Here is an 18,281-nt window from a genome sequence, read left to right as displayed (position 1 = left end):
GCGATGCTCTGCCCGCGTTCTGTTATTCAACGTAAACCGACGGTCAACTCATCCATCTCCATACCTGCGCGGTGAGTCACCGATACACACGCGGACGCCTCTCCACGCTTCGCCACTGGTTGCAATAAAGAGCACCTGATCGATCCGCCACTGGACAAATGACAGGTTCTGGCAACCCTCAGCGTTCCGATAAGGGAGCCGACCATGGCAAGCGGGATGACTAAAGATAAGCGTTCAGAAAAGCTGATCGCGCGCAGAATACGGGGTCTGCGAATGCCAAGAGCACCGAGCAATGAAGTGCCTGATAAGGCAAGCGATGTCACACTGACTCGGTTGATATTCACTCTGCCCCCACTCGTTATTCTTGTCGCGGGTAGTCTTTTATAGCGAGGCGAGAACATCGCCTTTGCTTACACAACCAAATGATAGCGCAATCATTTCAGAACACAATAAAACAAAAATGGCTGACTGGTCTACTAAAACCAGTCAGCCATTTACACACTTACTGCGGACCGAGTTTGTCCATCAGCGCAGCCAGACGCTCGTACTCGTCAGGCTTGAGGTCGGTCAGCGGTGCACGCACCGGACCGGCATCATAACCTGCGATCTTCGCACCGGCCTTGACGATGCTCACTGCATAGCCTGCGCAGCGGTTACGGATGTCCAGGTACGGCAGGAAGAAGTCATCGATCAGCTTGCCCACGGTCTCGTGGTCATCTGCTGCAATGGCCTTGTAGAAGTCCATGGCCGTCTTGGGAACAAAGTTGAACACCGCCGAGGAATACACCGGTACACCCAGCGCCTTGTAGGCCGCGGCATAGACTTCAGCGGTCGGCAGACCGCCCAGGTAGGTAAAGCGATCACCCAGGCGACGGCGGATGGAGACCATCAACTCGATATCGCCCATGCCGTCCTTGAAGCCGATCAGGTTGGGGCAGCGCTCGGCCAGCATTTCCAGCTGGTCAGGCTTCAGGCGGCAGACGTTACGGTTGTACACCACCACGCCAAACTTGACGGACTTGCACACCGCCTCGACGTGCGCGGCTACGCCTTCGGGGCTGGCTTCGGTCAGGTAGTGCGGCAGCAGCAGGATGCCCTGGGCGCCCAGGCGCTCGGCTTCCTGAGCCTGCTGGATCGCCACGCGGGTCGGGCCACCGGCACCGGCCAGAATCGGAACCATGCCCTTGCAGGTGTCCACGGCCGTTTTGATGATGTCGGAGTATTCCTTCTGGTCCAGCGAGAAGAACTCACCGGTGCCACCAGCCGCAAACAGAGCGCTGGCACCATAGGGTGCCAGCCATTCCAGGCGCTTGATGTAGGTATCGCGGCGGAAGTCGCCCTGCGCATCGAAATCGGTTACCGGAAAGGACAGCAATCCGGATGAAAGGGTGTGCTTGAGTTCTTGTGGAGTCATTTTTGTTGCACCCTGGCCTGACGGCATACAGAAGTTGATGAGACAGGCTATCGCCCGTTGTCAGTCATCGTACAACTATAGATTCCAGGGTACAACTCCCCTTACGCAGATTTTTTAATCAGCGTGAATTCTGGCCTGTTCCTACCTCTTCATTGGCTCGACGTAGTCGCTCGCGACTGTTGGTTAGATGCAGGCGCATCGCTGCACGTGCCGCATCAGTGTCCTGCCGAGCGATAGCGTTGTAGATGTCTTCATGCTCGCCATCCAGGCGCAGCTGATAGCGCTGCTGATCATCGTGAGCCAGGTAAGCTGAGTTGAGACGGGTGCGGGGGATCAGAACGCTACTGAGGTAGGTCATGATGTCGCTGAAATAGCGATTGCCCGTGGACATGGCAATTTGCAAATGAAACTGCAGATCGAAACTGACAGCCTCGGCAGGCTGCTCGGTGCGAGCTTTCATTTGATCCAGCAGACGACGCATCTCCTGAAGCTGCTCGTCATTTCGGCGCTGCGCCGCCAGACCGGCAGCTTCAACCTCCAGACTGATTCGCAACTCAAGCATTGCCAACACATCACGCAAGGTTGTGATGGTAGCCGGATCGATGAACAGTGGCCCCTCGGCAGGCCGCTCCAGCACAAACGTACCGATCCCGTGGCGCGTTTCGACATGCCCTGCAGCCTGCAGGCGCGAGATCGCCTCACGGACCACCGTTCGGCTGACGCCCTGCTCCTGCATGATGGCCGACTCGGTCGGCAGCTTGTCGCCGGGTTTCAGGTCGCCGTCACGAATACGAGCCTTCATGACCTCGACAACGTTTTCGGCCAGACTGCGAGACTTTTTACGTGGGCGAGGAGTCACGTTACTGTTTTGCATAAGGGTTCATTCAGGGCGTCTTGGAAATATGAACCATAATAGCGTAACCGCGTTGTAGGATGACCCTATTAATCTAAAGTTGGGCACTTTCATAGACAGTAACGTCCTTGAGGATGCCCTCCTCCAGGCGCAAGATCCGCTGATGGAAGCGTTGCAGACTGCTTCGATGCCCTACACTCACCAGTGTCGTATCGGGTAAGTGCTCTCGTAACAAGGTGTACATGGCGGTTTGATCACGCTCATCCAGGGCAGAAGTCGCTTCATCCAGAAACAGCCAGTGCGGTTGGTACAGGATAGCCCGAGCAATGGCCAGGCGCTGTTGCTCTCCAGGAGAGAGGCGCCGTTCCCAATGGTTAGCCTCGTCCATGACAGAAACCAGATGCGCCAGACGGCATTGCCTTAGCACGCTCTCGAGGCACTCTGGCGCATGCTGAACTTCCCCAGGATAATTCAACGCAGCCCTTAATGTTCCAATAGGCAGGTAAGGTCGTTGCGGCAGAAACAGGCATCGACCAATCGGGAGACTTACTGTCCCGCTACCATAGGGCCACAGCCCTGCGATAACCCGTAGCAGGGTGCTTTTGCCACCCCCTGAGGGACCGCTGATAAGCACATGCTCGCCTGACTCAATGCGGCCGCTGATAGGGTCGATCAGTGAGTGCGTCTGGTTGGCCAGCGAAACCTGGAGCCTGTCGAATACCAATGCATCCTCGCCGCGCTCCAGCGTAATGGCGGAAGCCTGAGCCTCAAGCCTGTGCATGGTGTCGCGAAAACTCAGGATACGATCAGTTACAGCACGCCAGTTCGCCAGTTGCAGGTATGCGTCAATGAACCAGCTCAAGCTGCCTTGAACATTACTGAACGAGTCGCTGATCTGCATCATGTCACCAAGCTGGATCCTGCCACTGAAATAGCGCGGTGCCGAAAGCACGGCGCCAATGATGACGGCAATCTGGGAGTAGCCAGAGGTAAAGAAGGTCAGACGCTTCTGATAGCGCATCAGCATCCAAAAGTTGCCCCAGACGTGCCCGAATCGTTCCTGGAGCCGTTGCTGCTCGTTCTGCTCCCCGTTATAGAGTGCAATGCTCTCGGCATTCTCCCGGACACGGATCAACCCAAAACGCAGATCCGCCTCATAGCGCTGCTGCTGATTGCTAAGGCCAATCAACCGTCGACCAATGTAATGCGTCAGAACGGTGCCGATGGCGGCATACAGTACTGCAGCCCAGAACATGTAATGAGGAATGGTGATGCCAAACAGCTCGATACTGCCCGACATAGTGATCAGGATGACAGAAAAGGAAATCAGGCTGACGATGGTGCGGATGAATCCCAACCCCAGGGAGAGCGTCATGTCCGTAAAGCTGTTTAGATCTTCGGCAATACGCTGGTCCGGGTTGTCCGCGCCCCCCTTCTGCTCCAAGTGGTAATAGTTGCGGTGCCTAAGCCATAGCGAGAAATGCTGCTCGGTCAGCCAGCGTCGCCACCGGATGGTAAGCATCTGGGTCAGGTAAAGCCGGTATACGGCCAGCAGAATGAACAGGGCCGCCAAGCCGCAAAAATACAAAATAAGACGCGTAAAGGACTTTAGATCATGATTTTGCAGGGCATCGTAGAAGTACCGGTTCCAGGTATTGAATACCACTGACAAACCAACACCCGCCAGCGAAAGAGCTATCACAGCAACCAGCAACAGCCAGGCTTTCTTTCTTTCTTCACTGCGCCAATAGGGTATCGTCAATGCCCAAACGCGGGACAGGAAATGGCCCTTGGTCGAACCATACACAGGCGGTACGGGAGTATCTTTCTCTCTCATCGCTCCAGCTCGGCAAGCACGTAATAACGTAACCAAAGGCCATCATAGGGCAGCCAAGCTGAATAGTTTCTGTCACCCCAAACGTAACAAAAGATTTCTGTCCATTTTTTATCAATCCCCTTCCAGCCGGAAGGGGATCAGCTGATCAGCGACGAACCGGACGCTTCTGCAACTTGCGCTGCAAGGTACGACGGTGCATTCCAAGTGCACGTGCCGTTGCCGAAATATTGCCGTCGTGCTCATTCAATACTCGCTGGATATGCTCCCACTGCAACCGATCAACCGACATCGGGTTTTCCGGCACCAGACTGTCCACATCGGCATGCTGGGAAAGTAGCGCGGTCAACACATCATCTGCGTCGGCAGGCTTGCACAGATAATTCGTAGCACCACGCTTGATCGCTTCGACCGCCGTGGCAATACTGGAATAACCGGTAAGAATCACGACGCGCATGTCGGGATGCAGCTCAAGCAGCTTGGGCAACAGGACAAGGCCGGAATCGCCTTCCATTTTCAGGTCCAGCACGGCGTAATCGGGCAGATCCTGCTTGGCCAGCTCGTAGCCCTCCTCTGCCGAGCCCGCGACCGATACGCGCAGCCCGCGACGATCCATGGCCCGTGCCAGGACGCGGGTAAAGGTGGCATCGTCGTCGACCAGCAGCAGATGGGGCTGCTCATCGTCATGTTGAATGTTTTCGCTCATTGTAATCCTCGCGACAGCAGTTCAGACCAATGGATACTGACGTGGCAGACGCAGCTCGGTCAGCGTGCCGCCTTCTTCATGGTTATACAGCTTCACTGTACCACCGACACGGGTCACACTCGCCTGACTCAAGAATAACCCTAGACCAAAGCCTTTACCCTTGGTCGTAAAGAACGGTTTACCGATCTGCTCGGCAATGGCCAGCGGTACACCCGGGCCACGATCTCTGATGGACAGGCATATTTCCGCGGCATTCCACGACAGGGTTACCAGCAGATTATCCGGACAGGCATCAGCAGCATTGTTCAGCAGGTTAAGAAGCGCCTGAGTCAGATCCGTGGGTGGAATCAAACGAGGCGCTGCGCCTACGCTTGGACATTCAAAGCGGTAACTGACCTCGGGCCGCATCAGATGCCAGCGACTCAGTACGGCTTCCAGCCACTCCAGTGCCGTTTGCTCATGAATAGTCTGACGGCGATCCGCTTCAGCGGCGCGCACCAGCTGCTGCAGGGTTTCCTTACAGAGCTGAACCTGATCTTGCAGAAGCGACAGGTCTTCCTGTAGCTCAGCCTTATCGGTGTACTCCTGGCGCAGCTCCTTGAGCAGTACGCTCATGGTCGACAATGGCGTACCCAGCTCATGGGCAGCGCCAGCGGCCTGCGTGGCCACCGCCAGTAGTTGCTGATCGCGCATCCCCTGCTCACGGCGCTGGGCCTGCAGCAGTTCTTGGTGGCGGAGCGCTTCAGCCATCTTGGCGACGAAAAAGGTAATCAATGAGGCCGATAGCGCAAAGCTCAGCCACATGCCGTAACTCAGAATCTCGCCACCTGGGTTGATCAGAAGTTGCAGTGGCCGGAACCAGATCAGCATGAACGTGAAGCTGACCAAGGCAAGGCCCGCCAGCAGCAACGTGTAGAGCCAAGGCAGGGTAGCCGCCGCAATGGTCAGCGGCACCAGGTAGTAGGACACGAAGGGATTGGTTGCCCCTCCGGCATAGTAGAGCAGCACGCTGTGGATAAGCAGGTCGAAGGCAAGATGCGCCGCATACTCCTGCTCGGTTACAGGCCAGTCTCGACTCAGGCGCAGCGCAGTGATGCCACAGAGTAGCGCGGACAGACCTAATGTGGCGCTGATAGCCAGCCATGGTAGCTCGACGATATCGGAGAGCCAGGCAGCCCCTACCGAACCGGCTTGGGCAGCCAGCACCAGTACGCGAATGAGAACAAGACGACCCAGGTTTTGACGACTAGCGGATAACCACTGCACAGGAGATTCAAACATGTATTTATCCAGGGGCGGCGAGTATAACGGTGGCTCTGGCCCATTTCTGTCCGCAAGGCGCGACATAGCGCCGCACAAACCCATAGGATAGAACGGAAGTCACTGTTAATGAACGAAAGGAGTCCATGATGCCTGTCTTTTCCCGTCTCGCCACCTCACCTGCCTTGACTAAACATTTGTCCAGAGGGATGGCGTCGATCATGGCAGCGGGTGCACTGATCAGTGTTTCCCATGCAGCGCAGGCCGAGGAGCCTCGTTACAACCAGATCAGCCTGCGCGCCGAAGTCAGCCAGGATGTTCCGCGAGACCGCATGCAGGTAACGCTTTATACCGAACAGCAAGGTAATGACCCTGCCAAACTGGCGGCGGACATCACCAAGGCGCTCAACGAAGGGGTCGAGGCTGCGCGCAAGGTCAATGGCGTCGAGATCAGTCAGGGAGGGCGCAACAGTTTTCCGCTGTATGACGATAAACGCCAGACCATTACCGCCTGGCGCGAGCGTGGTGAGCTTCACTTGCAGAGCAGTGACTTTGCCAGCCTTTCCCGCCTGACAGCCGACCTGTTGGGTACCCTCAAAATGGGCGGCATGACCTTTACTGTTGCTGACGAGACGCGCAAGAAAAGTGAAGATGCCCTGCTCAAGGAGGCCGTCAACGCCTTCAAGACACGTGCTCAACTAGCAACCGATGCCCTGGGCGGTTCCGGTTACAAGCTTGTGAATCTCAACCTGATAACCAACAACGCTACCGGCCCTATGCCCATGATGAGAATGAAGACCATGGCTTACGCTGAAAGCGCACCCAGCCAGGATATCGAAGCAGGTACTAGCGCAGTGTCTATCACGGCCGATGGTGTCATTGAAGTGCAGACGCCCTAAATTAAAGCAAAGACCTCGCTTGCATCGCTCCAATTTGGTGCAAAACACACCTGCGGTAACACAATTTGGTGCTGTTACCGTAGGAACAGTTTCATTTTTCCGCTCTAGCACGCCTGTTTTTATATTTTTGCGACACAAACATTCAGCGTTACTCCACAACCTGCCAATGACTCGTCAGTCATCCTATTACAGGCATATCTCCTGCATAGCGTCCGCCCAATGACCCAAAAAGTCTCAACTGTTTCTGTATGACCCAGACGTATCCATCGTCTGAGTCGACATCAGCCAACCGAGGTCTGCATGCATAAGAAGTTACTTTCATCTCTCATTGCGGCTGGTTTATTGGCCGGAACCCCATTTGCTCAGGCAGCCAGTAACTTGGTTTTCTGCTCTGAGGGCAGCCCGGCAGGCTTCGACCCTGCGCAGTACACCACCGGAACGGACTTCGATGCCTCTGCTGAAACCATGTTCAATGGCTTGAGCGAGTTCGAACGCGGCGGCACCAAAGTGCAGCCCGGGCTTGCAAGCAGCTGGGATGTCAGCGAAGACGGCAGGACCTACACCTTTCATTTGCGCAAGGGCGTGAAATTCCATACTACGGAATACTTCAAGCCGACCCGCGAATTCAACGCAGACGATGTGGTATTCACTTTCGAGCGCATGCTGGACAAGAACAGTGCGTTCCGTAAGGCCTACCCCACCGAGTTCCCCTATTTCACTGACATGGGCCTCGATGAAAACATCACCAAACTTGAAAAGGTGGACGACTACACGGTACGCATGACCCTGAAAGAGGTCGACGCGGCGTTCATTCAGAACCTGGCCATGCCATTCGCTGTGATCCAGTCTTCGGAGTACGCCAACCAGCTCCTCAAGTCCGGTCGGCCCAGTGATATCAACCAGAAGCCTGTCGGAACAGGCCCATTCGTCTTCAGCCGCTACCAGAAAGATGCGGTCATTCGTTTCAAGGCCAACAAGGATTATTGGGATCCGGAAGAAGGTGCCAAGGTGGACAACCTGATCTTCTCGATCAGTTCCGACGCCTCGGTCCGCATGCAAAAGCTCAAGGCCGGCGAATGCCAGATTACCGTTTACCCACGCCCGGCCGACCTGGAAGGGCTCAAGAACGATCCCAACCTGAAGGTGCCTTCACAGCCCGGCTTCAACGATGGTTATCTGGCGTACAACGTTCAGCATCCGCCACTGGACAAGCTCGAAGTCCGCCAAGCGCTGGACATGGCTATCAACAAGAAGGCCATCATCGACGCGATCTACCAGGGCGCTGGCCAGATGGCGGTCAACGGTATGCCGCCGACCCAGTGGTCCTATGACAACAGCCTCAAGGATGCACCCTTCGACCCGGAAAAAGCCAAGGCGCTCCTCAAGCAGGCTGGTGTGAAGGAAGGAACGGAAATCACCCTCTGGGCCATGCCTGTTCAGCGTCCCTACAACCCGAATGCACGTCAGATGGCCGAGATGATCCAGCAGGATTGGGCCAAGGTGGGCATCAAGGCCAAGATCGTCAGCTATGAATGGGGCGAGTACAACAAGCGCGCCAAGGCCGGTGAACATGACACCCTGCTGATCGGCTGGTCCGGCGACAATGGTGACCCGGACAACTGGCTGGGCACCCTGTACGGTTGCGATGCCATCGGCGGTAACAACTACTCTCGCTGGTGCCAGCCGGAATACGACAAGCTGATCAAGGCCGCCAAGCGCACCACCGATATGGACGAGCGGACCAAGCTGTATATGCAGGCTCAGCAGATCCTGAAACAACAGGTTCCGATTACGCCGATCGCGCACTCGACGGTGTTCCAGCCGATGCGCAAGGAAGTCCAGGACTTCAAGATCAGTCCCTTTGGATTGAACGAGTTCTATGGCGTAAGCGTCAGCAAGTGATTGGCGGCGGAGCGTTCGTAGGGTAAAACCCCGAACGCTCCGCTTTACTTGACTGACGGGAATTCATCCATGCGTACGTCCTTCGCCCTCTCCTTTCTTACTGCAAGCCTGCTTGCAGCCGCTCCGCTCGCCCAGGCGGCGAGCAATCTCGTGTATTGCTCCGAAGCCAGCCCGGCCGGTTTCGACCCTGCTCAGTACACTTCCGGAACCGAGTTCGATGCGTCTGCCGAGACCGTATTCAATCGCCTGGTTCAATTCGAGCGTGGCGGCACCACTCTGACACCGGGGCTGGCCGAAAAGTGGGAGGTTTCTCCAGACGGCAAGGTTTATACCTTTCATCTGCGCAAGGGCGTGAAGTTTCATACGACCGACTACTTCAAGCCGACACGTGAATTCAATGCCGACGATGTCGTGTTCACGTTTCAGCGTATGCTCGATAAGGAGCACCCGTTCCGTAAGGCCTACCCGAGTGAATTCCCCTACTTCAGCGACATGGGCCTGGACAAGAACATCGCCAAGATCGAAAAGCGAGACGATTACACCGTTGTCTTTACGCTGAATCAGACCGATGCCGCCTTTGCCTCGGACCTGGCCATGAGCTTTGCCTCCATGCAGTCAGCCGAATATGCCGATCATTTGCTCAAGCAGGGCAAAGCAGCCGATATCAACCAGTACCCGATCGGTACCGGACCTTTTGTATTCAGTCGCTACCAGAAGGATGCGGTCATTCGTTACAAGGGCAACAAGGATTACTGGAAGCCCGAGGACGTCAAACTCGACAACCTGATCTTTGCCATTACGACGGACGCCGCTACTCGCCTGCAAAAGCTCAAGGCGGGTGAGTGCCAGATCAGTGGTTATCCACGTCCGGCAGATATTGCCGAGGTCAGGAAAGACTCCAGCCTGAAGGTGCTCCAACAACCCGGTTTCAACCTGGGCTATTTCGCCTACAACGTTCAGCATCCGCCGCTGGACAAGCTCGAAGTCCGTCAGGCATTGGACATGGCCATCAACAAGAAGGCCATCATCGATGCCGTCTACCAGGGTAATGGAAAGCTCGCCACCAACCCCATGCCACCGGCGCAGTGGTCCTATGACGACACGATCAAGGATGCCCCCTACGATCCGGAAAAGGCCAAGGCGCTCCTCAAGAAGGCCGGTATCAAGCAAGGCACACAGCTCAACCTATGGGCCATGCCGGTCGTTCGCGCATCCAACCCCAACGCCCGCCTGTCTGCGCAGATGGTACAGGCGGACTGGGCCAGGATCGGCATCAAGGCCAACATCGTCACGTATGAGTGGGGCGAGTACATCAAGCGTGCCCGTCAGGGCGAACATGATGTAATGATCTACGGCTGGACCGGAGACAATGGTGATCCGGACAACTGGCTGGGCGTTTTATACAGCTGCGATGCCGTCAATGGCAGCAACTACTCCAAATGGTGCGATCCGGCCTATGACAAGCTGATCAAACAGGCCAAGATCAGCAATGATCGAGAGGAGCGTATTCGCTTGTACAAGCAGGCGCAGCACGTGCTGAAGGACGCCGTACCGATTACACCGATCGCCCATTCCATCGTTTATCAACCCATGCGCAAAGAAGTCCAGGACTTCAAGATCAGCCCCTTCGGGCTTAGCGCGTTCTATGGCGTCAGCCTTGCCCGATGAGAGGCAGGCTGTCCTGTATTGCCGCCGGCGACGTGCTCGATCAGCACGCAGGCAGCCGGTTTGCCGGATTTCCTCTGGTGCGACGCTTTACCCGAGCGATGCCAGCGGACCCCGGCAAGGACACCTTCCGTCGATACCCATCGACGGGATTGCAAGCGGTTACAGTCGCAACCCGACTGTTACCGCCTCACCATGGAGCCTAACGAAAGATGAAAGCTGCATTCAGGCTGAACACCTGTCTGTTGGCGGTTGCGTTGGCAACGGCTGTACAGGCACAAGCCAAAACGTTGGTGGCATGTACCGAGGCCAGTCCGGAGACATTCGATCCGGCGGTTCACTCCTCGCGTTATACAGCCGATGCGGCAGATGAGCCTCTTTATAACCGGCTGGTGGAGTTCAAACCCGGCACGACGGAGCTTCAGCCGTCACTGGCCGAGCGGTGGGATATCAGCCCGGATGGTCTCCAGTACACGTTTTACCTGCGCAAGGGTGTTAAATTTCATAGTACCAGCTACTTCAAGCCTACCCGTGAGCTGACGGCCGATGATGTAATCTGGAGCTTCGAGCGTCAGATCGATCCCAAGCACCCCTGGCACGAATTAGCCAGCAAAGGCTTCCCCTTCTCCGACTCGATGGAGATGAGCAAGATCATCGACCATATTGAAAAGGTCGACGACCATACGGTGCGCTTTGTTCTTCAACATGAAGAATCGCCCTTCCTGGCTGATCTGGCCATGGGTTTTACCTCAATTCTCTCAGCTGAATATGCTGATCAGCTGCTCAAGAGCGGAAAAACTGATGATCTGGGGTTCAAACCGGTAGGTACGGGACCTTTTGTTTTCGAGCGCTACAGCCGCGACTCGCAGGTGCGCTACAAGGCCAACTCCAACTATTGGGACGGTGCGCCAGCTGTCGATCTGGTACAAGCCATCACACTGGACTCCAGCGTGCGCCTGCAGCGTCTGAAGCGAGGCGAATGCCAGATTTCACTGACCCCCAAGCCGTCAGACGTTCCGGCGTTAAGAAAAGACCCCAATCTGAAAGTGCTGAGCGTCGAGGAGCTGACCATAGGCTTCAATGCACTGAACGTAACGCACAAGCCACTCAGCGATGTACGCGTCCGTCAGGCCATTGCCATGGCAACCGATCAGGAGGGTACGATCAAGGCCCTGTACGGTGAAGGCGCAGCCAAGCCGGTCTGGGGTCCCTATCCCCCTGCCATGCTGGGCTATAACACCGATATCAAACCCTGGCCGTATGACCTGGAAAAGGCCAGGCAGCTCTTGGCCGAAGCGGGCTACCCCAACGGGCTGGAGCTGACCTATATGAGCTCTACCGGGTCAGGCCCCTCGGGAAATACCTTGCGAGTCGCCCAGCTGTTTCAGGGAGACATGGCCAAGGTCGGTATCAAGGTCAATATTCGTCAATATGAATGGGGTGAATTCGTTCGTCGTGGCAAGCAGGGAGAACACGATATCCTCAGCATGAGCTGGGTCAGCGACAATGCCGATCCGGACAATTTCCTGTCACCCAACCTCACCTGCTCGGCAGCCAAAAACGGCGAGAACCGTGCACGCTGGTGCAATGCCGAGTTCGACTCGCTGGTAGAGCAGGCTCGCCGTACCAGTAATCCGGACAAGCGCGCTGAGCTCTACCGCAAGGCCCAGGAGATCTTTCACAACGAAATTCCCTGGATTCCCACCTCACAGCCTGTGAGGAACGTTGTGACACGCAGCAACGTCAGCGGCTTTGTCATGAGCCCTCTGGGTAAAAACGGTTTTTCAACTGTGCGCCTGGATTAAGCGCTTTTCCCAAAAAGAAGACGAGCCCGATCAGGCTGATCGAGGCTCGCTCTATGCCGTAGACCGGTTACAGACCTAGGAGCATCCCTATGCATGCATTAACACGAATCGCGCTTGCCGTGAGTCTGCTTGGCGCCGCCACCCTGGCTCAAGCCAAACCTCTGGTGGTATGTACGGAAGCCAGTCCTGAAGGCTTCGACATCGCTCAGTACACCGCAGCCACGACGGCTGACGCCTCAGCTGAGACGCTATTCGACCGCCTCGTAGACTTCAAGCCCGGCACTACCGACATCGAGCCTGGTTTGGCAGAGCGTTGGGACGTCAGCGAAGACGGCATGACCTACACCTTCCACCTGCGTAAAGGGGTGAAGTTTCAGACAACCGATTACTTCAAGCCCACACGTGAATTCAATGCCGACGACGTGATGTGGAGCTTCATGCGCCAATACGATGCCAAGCACACCTGGCACGACAAGGCGCAGCATGGCTTCCCCTATTTTGAGGCCATGGGACTGCAAAATCTGATCAAGTCGATCGATAAGGTCGACGACTACACGATCCGCTTCGTGCTCAATCGTCCGGAAGCACCTTTCCTGCGGGACATGGCGATGGGCTTTGCATCGATCTATTCGGCTGAATATGCCGCTCAACTGGAAAAAGCCGGACAGTTTGATCAGCTCAACTTCAAGCCGGTCGGTACCGGTCCGTTCATTTTCTCGCGCTATACCAAGGATGCTCAGGTACGTTTCAAGGCCAACCCCGAGTATTTCGAAGGCAAACCTCCAGCTGATGGCTTGGTCCTTGCCATCACCCTCGACAGCAATGTACGCCTGCAGCGCGTGAGAGCCGGTGAATGTCAGGTAGGCGTTTATCCTAAACCGGACGATATTCCAGCCATCCGCAAGGACCCGAACCTTAAGCTGGCTGAAGGCGAAGCACTGCTAATTGCCTATGTTGCCATGAACACCGAGCATAAACCGCTGAACGATGTGCGTATCCGTCAGGCCCTGAATCTGGCCTTTGACAAGAACGCCTACATCAAGGCCTTGTTTGGTGAAGGCAACGCTGTGCCTGCCGTCAATCCGTATCCCTCTACCCTTCTAGGGTATAACCGTGATATTCAGGACTGGCCCTACGACCCTGAAAAGGCGCGGGCACTGCTGAAAGAGGCCAGCATGGAGAAAGGCCTCAAGCTGACCGTGTTTACACGTTCAGGCGGCGGCCCGACCAACCCCAACCCTGCGCTGGGTGCTCAAATGCTTCAGGCCGACCTGGCCAAGGTCGGCGTACAACTGGACATCCGCAATCTGGAGTGGGGTGAGCTGATTCGCCGGGCCAAGCAAGGCGAGCACGATCTGCTCTTCTTTGGCTGGGCAGGTGACAACGGCGATCCGGATAATTTCCTGACGCCTAACTTGTCATGTGATGCCGCAAAGTCAGGCGAAAACAGTGCACGCTGGTGCAACAAGGAGTTTAACGCCCTGTTGGACAAGGCTCGTACCAGCCAGGATGAAAATGAGCGAGCCGAGCTCTACAAGCAGGCTCAAGTGATCTTCCACAACGATGCGCCCTGGATTCCCCTGGCCTATCCCAAGCTGTTCAACGTCATGCGCAGCAATGTCGAGGGTTATCACCTGAGTCCCTTGGCCAACAACAACTTCGCTACAACGTACGCAAAATAAAAAGACGGAAACAGGCAGGGCACGCTTCCCTGCCTCCGATGAGGAGTATTCAACCCCATGTTCAGTTTTATTGCCCGCCGCCTGGGCTTGCTGATACCGACGTTTTTCGGTGTCACGCTACTGACTTTTTCCCTGATTCGCCTGATTCCTGGCGATCCGGTAGAGGTCATGATGGGCGAGCGTCGCGTCGATCCGCAGATGCATGCCGAAGCACTGCATCGCCTCGGACTCGACAAGCCGCTCTACCAGCAATATTTCGACTATCTCAGCAACCTTGCCCACGGCAACCTGGGAGAGTCACTGATTACCCGTGACAATGTGTGGCACGAGTTCACCACCCTCTTTCCGGCCACCCTGGAACTGGCTCTCTGCGCCATGATCTTTGCTACCGTGCTGGGCCTTCTGGCCGGAGTGATCGCAGCGCTTCGCCGCGGTTCATTGTTTGACCACGGTGTGATGGGCATTTCCCTGACGGGCTTTTCCATGCCGATCTTCTGGTGGGGCCTTATCCTTATCATGTTCTTTTCGGTACAGCTCGGCTGGACCCCGGTGTCTGGCCGGATCGATCTGCTTTACGACATCGAGCCCAAAACCGGCTTTATGCTGATCGACAGCCTGTTGTCCGATGAAGAAGGCGCGTTCATGGACGCCCTCCACCACCTGATTCTGCCCTCTATTGTGCTAGGCACGATTCCCTTGGCAGTTATCGCACGGATGACGCGCTCCGCCATGCTGGAAGTGCTACGAGAAGATTACGTGCGTACGGCTCGTGCCAAAGGCCTGTCGCCAGCCCGTGTCGTATTCATCCACGCACTGCGTAACGCGTTGATCCCGGTTCTCACCGTACTGGGCCTGCAGGTGGGCAGCCTGCTCGCTGGCGCCGTGCTGACCGAAACGATCTTTTCCTGGCCTGGTGTAGGCAAATGGTTGATCGATGCGATCTCCCGTCGCGACTATCCCGTCGTGCAGAACGGCATCCTGCTGATCGCCACCCTTGTCATCCTGGTGAACTTTGTCGTGGACATTCTCTACGGCTTTGCCAACCCCCGTATCCGCCATCAGCGCTAAGGAGGCCCTATGGAACGTACTTTGCCACAAGGCGCTCAGGTCGAAGATCAGGTTGTCTTATATCCGTCTCCGTACAAGGAGTTCTGGAAAGCGTTTTCCCACAACAAGGGCGCCCTGGGCGGCCTGCTGTTCATGACTATCATCGTGATCTGCGCCCTGTTCGCCCCTTGGGTTGCACCCCACGATCCCAGCGAGCAGTTCCGTGAATTCCTGCTGACGCCTCCCTCCTGGCTGGAAGGCGGCACGACGCAGTTCCTGCTGGGCACCGATGAACTGGGACGCGACCTGTTGTCCCGCCTGATTCACGGCGCGCGGTTGTCGCTGATGATCGGTTTAGCCTCGGTGATCTGTTCACTCATTCCTGGCATTCTGCTCGGGCTGATTGCAGGCTTTTCACCCACGCGAGCCGGCCCTTTCATCATGCGCCTGATGGACATTATGCTGGCCCTGCCATCGCTGCTGCTGGCGGTAGCCATCGTGGCAATTCTCGGCCCTGGCCTGTCCAACACCGTTATTGCCATTGCTATTGTCTCGCTGCCCTCTTACGTACGTCTGACCCGCGCCGCCGTTATGGGTGAAGTGAATCGCGACTATGTAACGGCTGCTCGACTGGCAGGTGCCGGACGCCTGCGCCTGATGTTCGTTACCGTACTGCCTAACTGCATGGCACCTCTGATCGTTCAGGCTACCTTGAGCTTTTCCTCGGCCATTCTGGATGCGGCGGCCCTGGGCTTCCTTGGCCTCGGCGTACAGCCGCCCACCCCTGAGTGGGGCACCATGCTGGCATCGGCCCGTGACTATATCGAGCGCGCCTGGTGGGTGGTTACCCTGCCCGGCCTGACCATTCTTTTGAGCGTACTGGCTATTAACCTGATGGGTGATGGCCTGCGTGACGCCCTCGACCCTCGCCTGAAGGTGCAGTCATGACCGGCTTGCCAATCATTCTTTCGTTGTCTCGATGCGGCAGCCCGTTGCCGATCGATTCCTGCTTATTGATCAAGGAGCAGCCATGAGCCTCCTGGAAATCCAGAATCTGAATGTCCGCTTTGGCGGTGAAGATGCCATCCCGGTCGTCGAAGGTCTCGACCTGACCATCGACCAGGGCGAAGTGTTGGCCATTGTAGGAGAATCCGGCTCCGGCAAGTCCGTGACCATGATGTCTGTGATGGGCCTGATCGATGCGCCCGGTAAGGTCACGGCCAATCGGCTGAGCTTTGCAGGCCAGGATCTGCTCAAGCTCAAGGGTCGTGCCCGGCGTCAGCTGATCGGCAAGGACCTGTCCATGGTCTTCCAGGACCCGATGACCGCCCTGAACCCCAGTTATACGGTGGGTTATCAGATCGAAGAGGTAATTCGCCAGCACCTGGGTCTGCGAGGCCGAGAGGCCCGCCAGCGGGCGCTTCAACTGCTTGAGCGGGTGGAGATTCCAGCCGCAGCGAGCCGCCTTTCCGCTTACCCACATCAGCTGTCCGGCGGCATGAGCCAGCGCGTGGCAATCGCCATGGCGATTGCGGCAGAACCCAAGCTGCTGATTGCCGACGAACCAACCACAGCGCTGGACGTTACCATTCAGGCGCAGATCATGGACCTGCTGCTCAACCTTCAGCGTGATGAAGGCATGGCCCTGATCCTGATCACCCATGACCTTGCCGTAGTGGCTGAAACGGCCCAGCGGGTCTGCGTGATGTACGCCGGCCAGGCCGTGGAAACCGGCGTTGTGCCGGATATCTTTCAGGCACCCAAACATCCCTACACGGAAGCGCTGCTGGCCGCCATCCCCGAGCATAGCCTTGGCGAACGGCTCTCCACGCTGCCTGGTATCGTTCCCGGCCGTTACGATCGACCCAAGGGCTGCCTGCTGTCGCCGCGCTGCCCTTACGCACAGCCACGTTGCCTGGAGCGCCCTGCCCTCGAGCCCTATACCCTTGAGGGCGTTAGCGGCTCGGTCCGCTGCTTCTTCCCGCGCAACCTGAACCTTGCGCAGTGGCCGGAAGTTTTGCCGGAGTCCCAGCGTCCTAGTCATCTACCTGGAGAAGCCCATGGCCGCGCCTGATTTGAATACCAACGCTGCCAAACCAGCGGATAGCGTACTCACCGCCCGAGCGTTGACACGTCACTACCATGTTTCCCGAGGTCTGTTCAAAGGCCAGGCAACCGTACGCGCCCTGAATGGTGTCTCGTTTGACCTCGTACCCGGCAAGACACTGGCGGTCGTCGGTGAGTCGGGCTGTGGCAAATCCACTCTCGCCCGTGCCTTGACGCTGATCGAGGAGCCGTCCTCCGGCTCGCTCAACATTGGCGGTCATGAGGTCAGTGGTGCCAGTGCAGAAGTCCGCAAGCAGTTGCGCCGCGATGTGCAGATGGTGTTCCAGAACCCTTACGCCTCGCTCAATCCACGGCAGAAGATCGGCGACCAACTGGCGGAGCCGCTGGTTATCAATACAAACCTGTCCCGTAGCGAGCGTCGTGACAAGGTACAGGCCATGATGCAGCAGGTGGGCCTGCGTCCCGAGCATTACCAGCGCTATCCTCACATGTTCTCTGGCGGTCAGCGCCAGCGGATTGCTGTGGCCCGCGCCATGATGCTCAACCCCAAGGTGCTGGTAGCGGACGAGCCGACGTCGGCGCTGGACGTTTCCATCCAGGCGCAAGTGCTTAACCTGTTCATGGATCTGCAGCAGGAGTTTCATACTGCATACGTCTTCATCTCACACAACCTGTCGGTGGTGCGTCATATCGCCGATGACGTGATGGTGATGTATCTGGGCTGTACGGCAGAAAAGGGGCCTCGCGATGCACTCTTTGAAAAGCCCTTGCATCCCTATACTCAGATGCTGCTTTCAGCCACGCCAAGCCTGCAACCGGACGCCAGCAAGCCACGCATCAAGATCCAGGGCGAGCTGCCGAATCCACTGGATCCGCCACCTGGCTGCGTGTTCCACCGCCGTTGCCCCTACGCAACTGAGCGCTGCAAGACAGAAGTTCCTGCCCTTCGTGATGTAGACAACCGTCAGGTTGCCTGCCATTACGCCGAAAACTTTCTTTGATCCAGGACAGCGCCAGACTTTTCAGTCTGGCGTCTACTCTCTCCTACGCTAATGGCCACCGGCATTTTTGTCGGTTGGCCTGCGTTTGCCTCAATTTCACTGAACTGCTAATCAATAAAAACAATCAAGTCAATTAGCGCTTAGTT

The 18,281-nt window shown here is 56.7% G+C and carries 14 protein-coding genes; 9 read left to right on the top strand and 5 right to left on the bottom strand.

The window, feature by feature from the left end:
- Positions 1-502: 502 nt before the first annotated feature.
- The 5 genes from kdgD to AC4LF3_RS04590 all read right to left on the bottom strand — a co-directional run bounded on the left by kdgD (position 503) and on the right by AC4LF3_RS04590 (position 6,088).
- A complete protein-coding gene (gene kdgD, locus AC4LF3_RS04610; RefSeq protein WP_010797261.1) occupies positions 503-1,414 on the bottom strand; it encodes a 5-dehydro-4-deoxyglucarate dehydratase in 912 nt (303 codons plus the stop codon).
- A 118-nt stretch (positions 1,415-1,532) separates the two neighbouring features.
- Positions 1,533-2,288 (bottom strand): FadR/GntR family transcriptional regulator, encoded by a 756-nt coding sequence (locus AC4LF3_RS04605; protein WP_010797260.1) that lies wholly within the window; start codon positions 2,286-2,288, stop codon positions 1,533-1,535.
- 73 nt (positions 2,289-2,361) lie between these two features.
- Positions 2,362-4,104 (bottom strand): ABC transporter ATP-binding protein/permease, encoded by a 1,743-nt coding sequence (locus AC4LF3_RS04600; protein WP_491834862.1) that lies wholly within the window; start codon positions 4,102-4,104, stop codon positions 2,362-2,364.
- A gap of 145 nt (positions 4,105-4,249) precedes the next feature.
- On the bottom strand, positions 4,250-4,807 hold the full coding sequence (locus AC4LF3_RS04595) for a response regulator transcription factor (protein WP_010797258.1): 558 nt from the start codon (positions 4,805-4,807) through the stop codon (positions 4,250-4,252).
- 21 nt (positions 4,808-4,828) lie between these two features.
- Positions 4,829-6,088, bottom strand: coding sequence for an ATP-binding protein (locus AC4LF3_RS04590; RefSeq protein ID WP_019366861.1), 1,260 nt, complete (start codon positions 6,086-6,088; stop codon positions 4,829-4,831).
- A gap of 128 nt (positions 6,089-6,216) precedes the next feature.
- Here AC4LF3_RS04590 and AC4LF3_RS04585 point away from each other — a divergent pair, with 128 nt between their 5' ends.
- The 9 genes from AC4LF3_RS04585 (at position 6,217) to AC4LF3_RS04545 (ending at position 18,135) form a co-directional block, all read left to right on the top strand.
- Positions 6,217-6,966 (top strand): SIMPL domain-containing protein, encoded by a 750-nt coding sequence (locus AC4LF3_RS04585; RefSeq protein WP_491834861.1) that lies wholly within the window; start codon positions 6,217-6,219, stop codon positions 6,964-6,966.
- A 300-nt stretch (positions 6,967-7,266) separates the two neighbouring features.
- The gene (locus AC4LF3_RS04580; protein ID WP_010797255.1) at positions 7,267-8,868 is read left to right on the top strand and encodes an ABC transporter substrate-binding protein; all 1,602 of its coding nucleotides are present in this window, start codon (positions 7,267-7,269) and stop codon (positions 8,866-8,868) included.
- 69 nt (positions 8,869-8,937) lie between these two features.
- Positions 8,938-10,536, top strand: a complete 1,599-nt coding sequence (locus AC4LF3_RS04575) for an ABC transporter substrate-binding protein (protein ID WP_491834860.1) — start codon at positions 8,938-8,940, stop codon at positions 10,534-10,536.
- Positions 10,537-10,745: 209 nt separating this feature from the next.
- Positions 10,746-12,338, top strand: a complete 1,593-nt coding sequence (locus tag AC4LF3_RS04570) for an ABC transporter substrate-binding protein (protein ID WP_491834859.1) — start codon at positions 10,746-10,748, stop codon at positions 12,336-12,338.
- An 89-nt stretch (positions 12,339-12,427) separates the two neighbouring features.
- Entirely contained in the window at positions 12,428-14,020 is a 1,593-nt protein-coding gene (locus AC4LF3_RS04565) for an ABC transporter substrate-binding protein (RefSeq protein ID WP_407362941.1), read from the top strand.
- 57 nt (positions 14,021-14,077) lie between these two features.
- Positions 14,078-15,088 carry an ABC transporter permease subunit gene (locus AC4LF3_RS04560; RefSeq protein ID WP_010797251.1) on the top strand — a complete coding sequence of 337 codons (1,011 nt, stop codon included), beginning with the start codon at positions 14,078-14,080 and terminating at the stop codon, positions 15,086-15,088.
- 9 nt (positions 15,089-15,097) lie between these two features.
- Positions 15,098-16,015 carry an ABC transporter permease subunit gene (locus AC4LF3_RS04555; RefSeq protein WP_010797250.1) on the top strand — a complete coding sequence of 306 codons (918 nt, stop codon included), beginning with the start codon at positions 15,098-15,100 and terminating at the stop codon, positions 16,013-16,015.
- A gap of 82 nt (positions 16,016-16,097) precedes the next feature.
- A complete protein-coding gene (locus AC4LF3_RS04550; protein WP_074822701.1) occupies positions 16,098-17,141 on the top strand; it encodes an ABC transporter ATP-binding protein in 1,044 nt (347 codons plus the stop codon).
- The gene (locus AC4LF3_RS04545; protein WP_010797248.1) at positions 17,128-18,135 is read left to right on the top strand and encodes a peptide ABC transporter ATP-binding protein; all 1,008 of its coding nucleotides are present in this window, start codon (positions 17,128-17,130) and stop codon (positions 18,133-18,135) included. Before AC4LF3_RS04550 ends, AC4LF3_RS04545 begins: the two co-directional genes overlap by 14 nt.
- Positions 18,136-18,281: the final 146 nt, after the last annotated feature.

The sequence above is a fragment of the Pseudomonas sp. C2.3V genome (assembly GCF_058536325.1).
The sequence above is the reverse complement of the archived record's forward strand: the minus strand, read 5'-3'. Positions and strand labels throughout refer to the sequence as shown.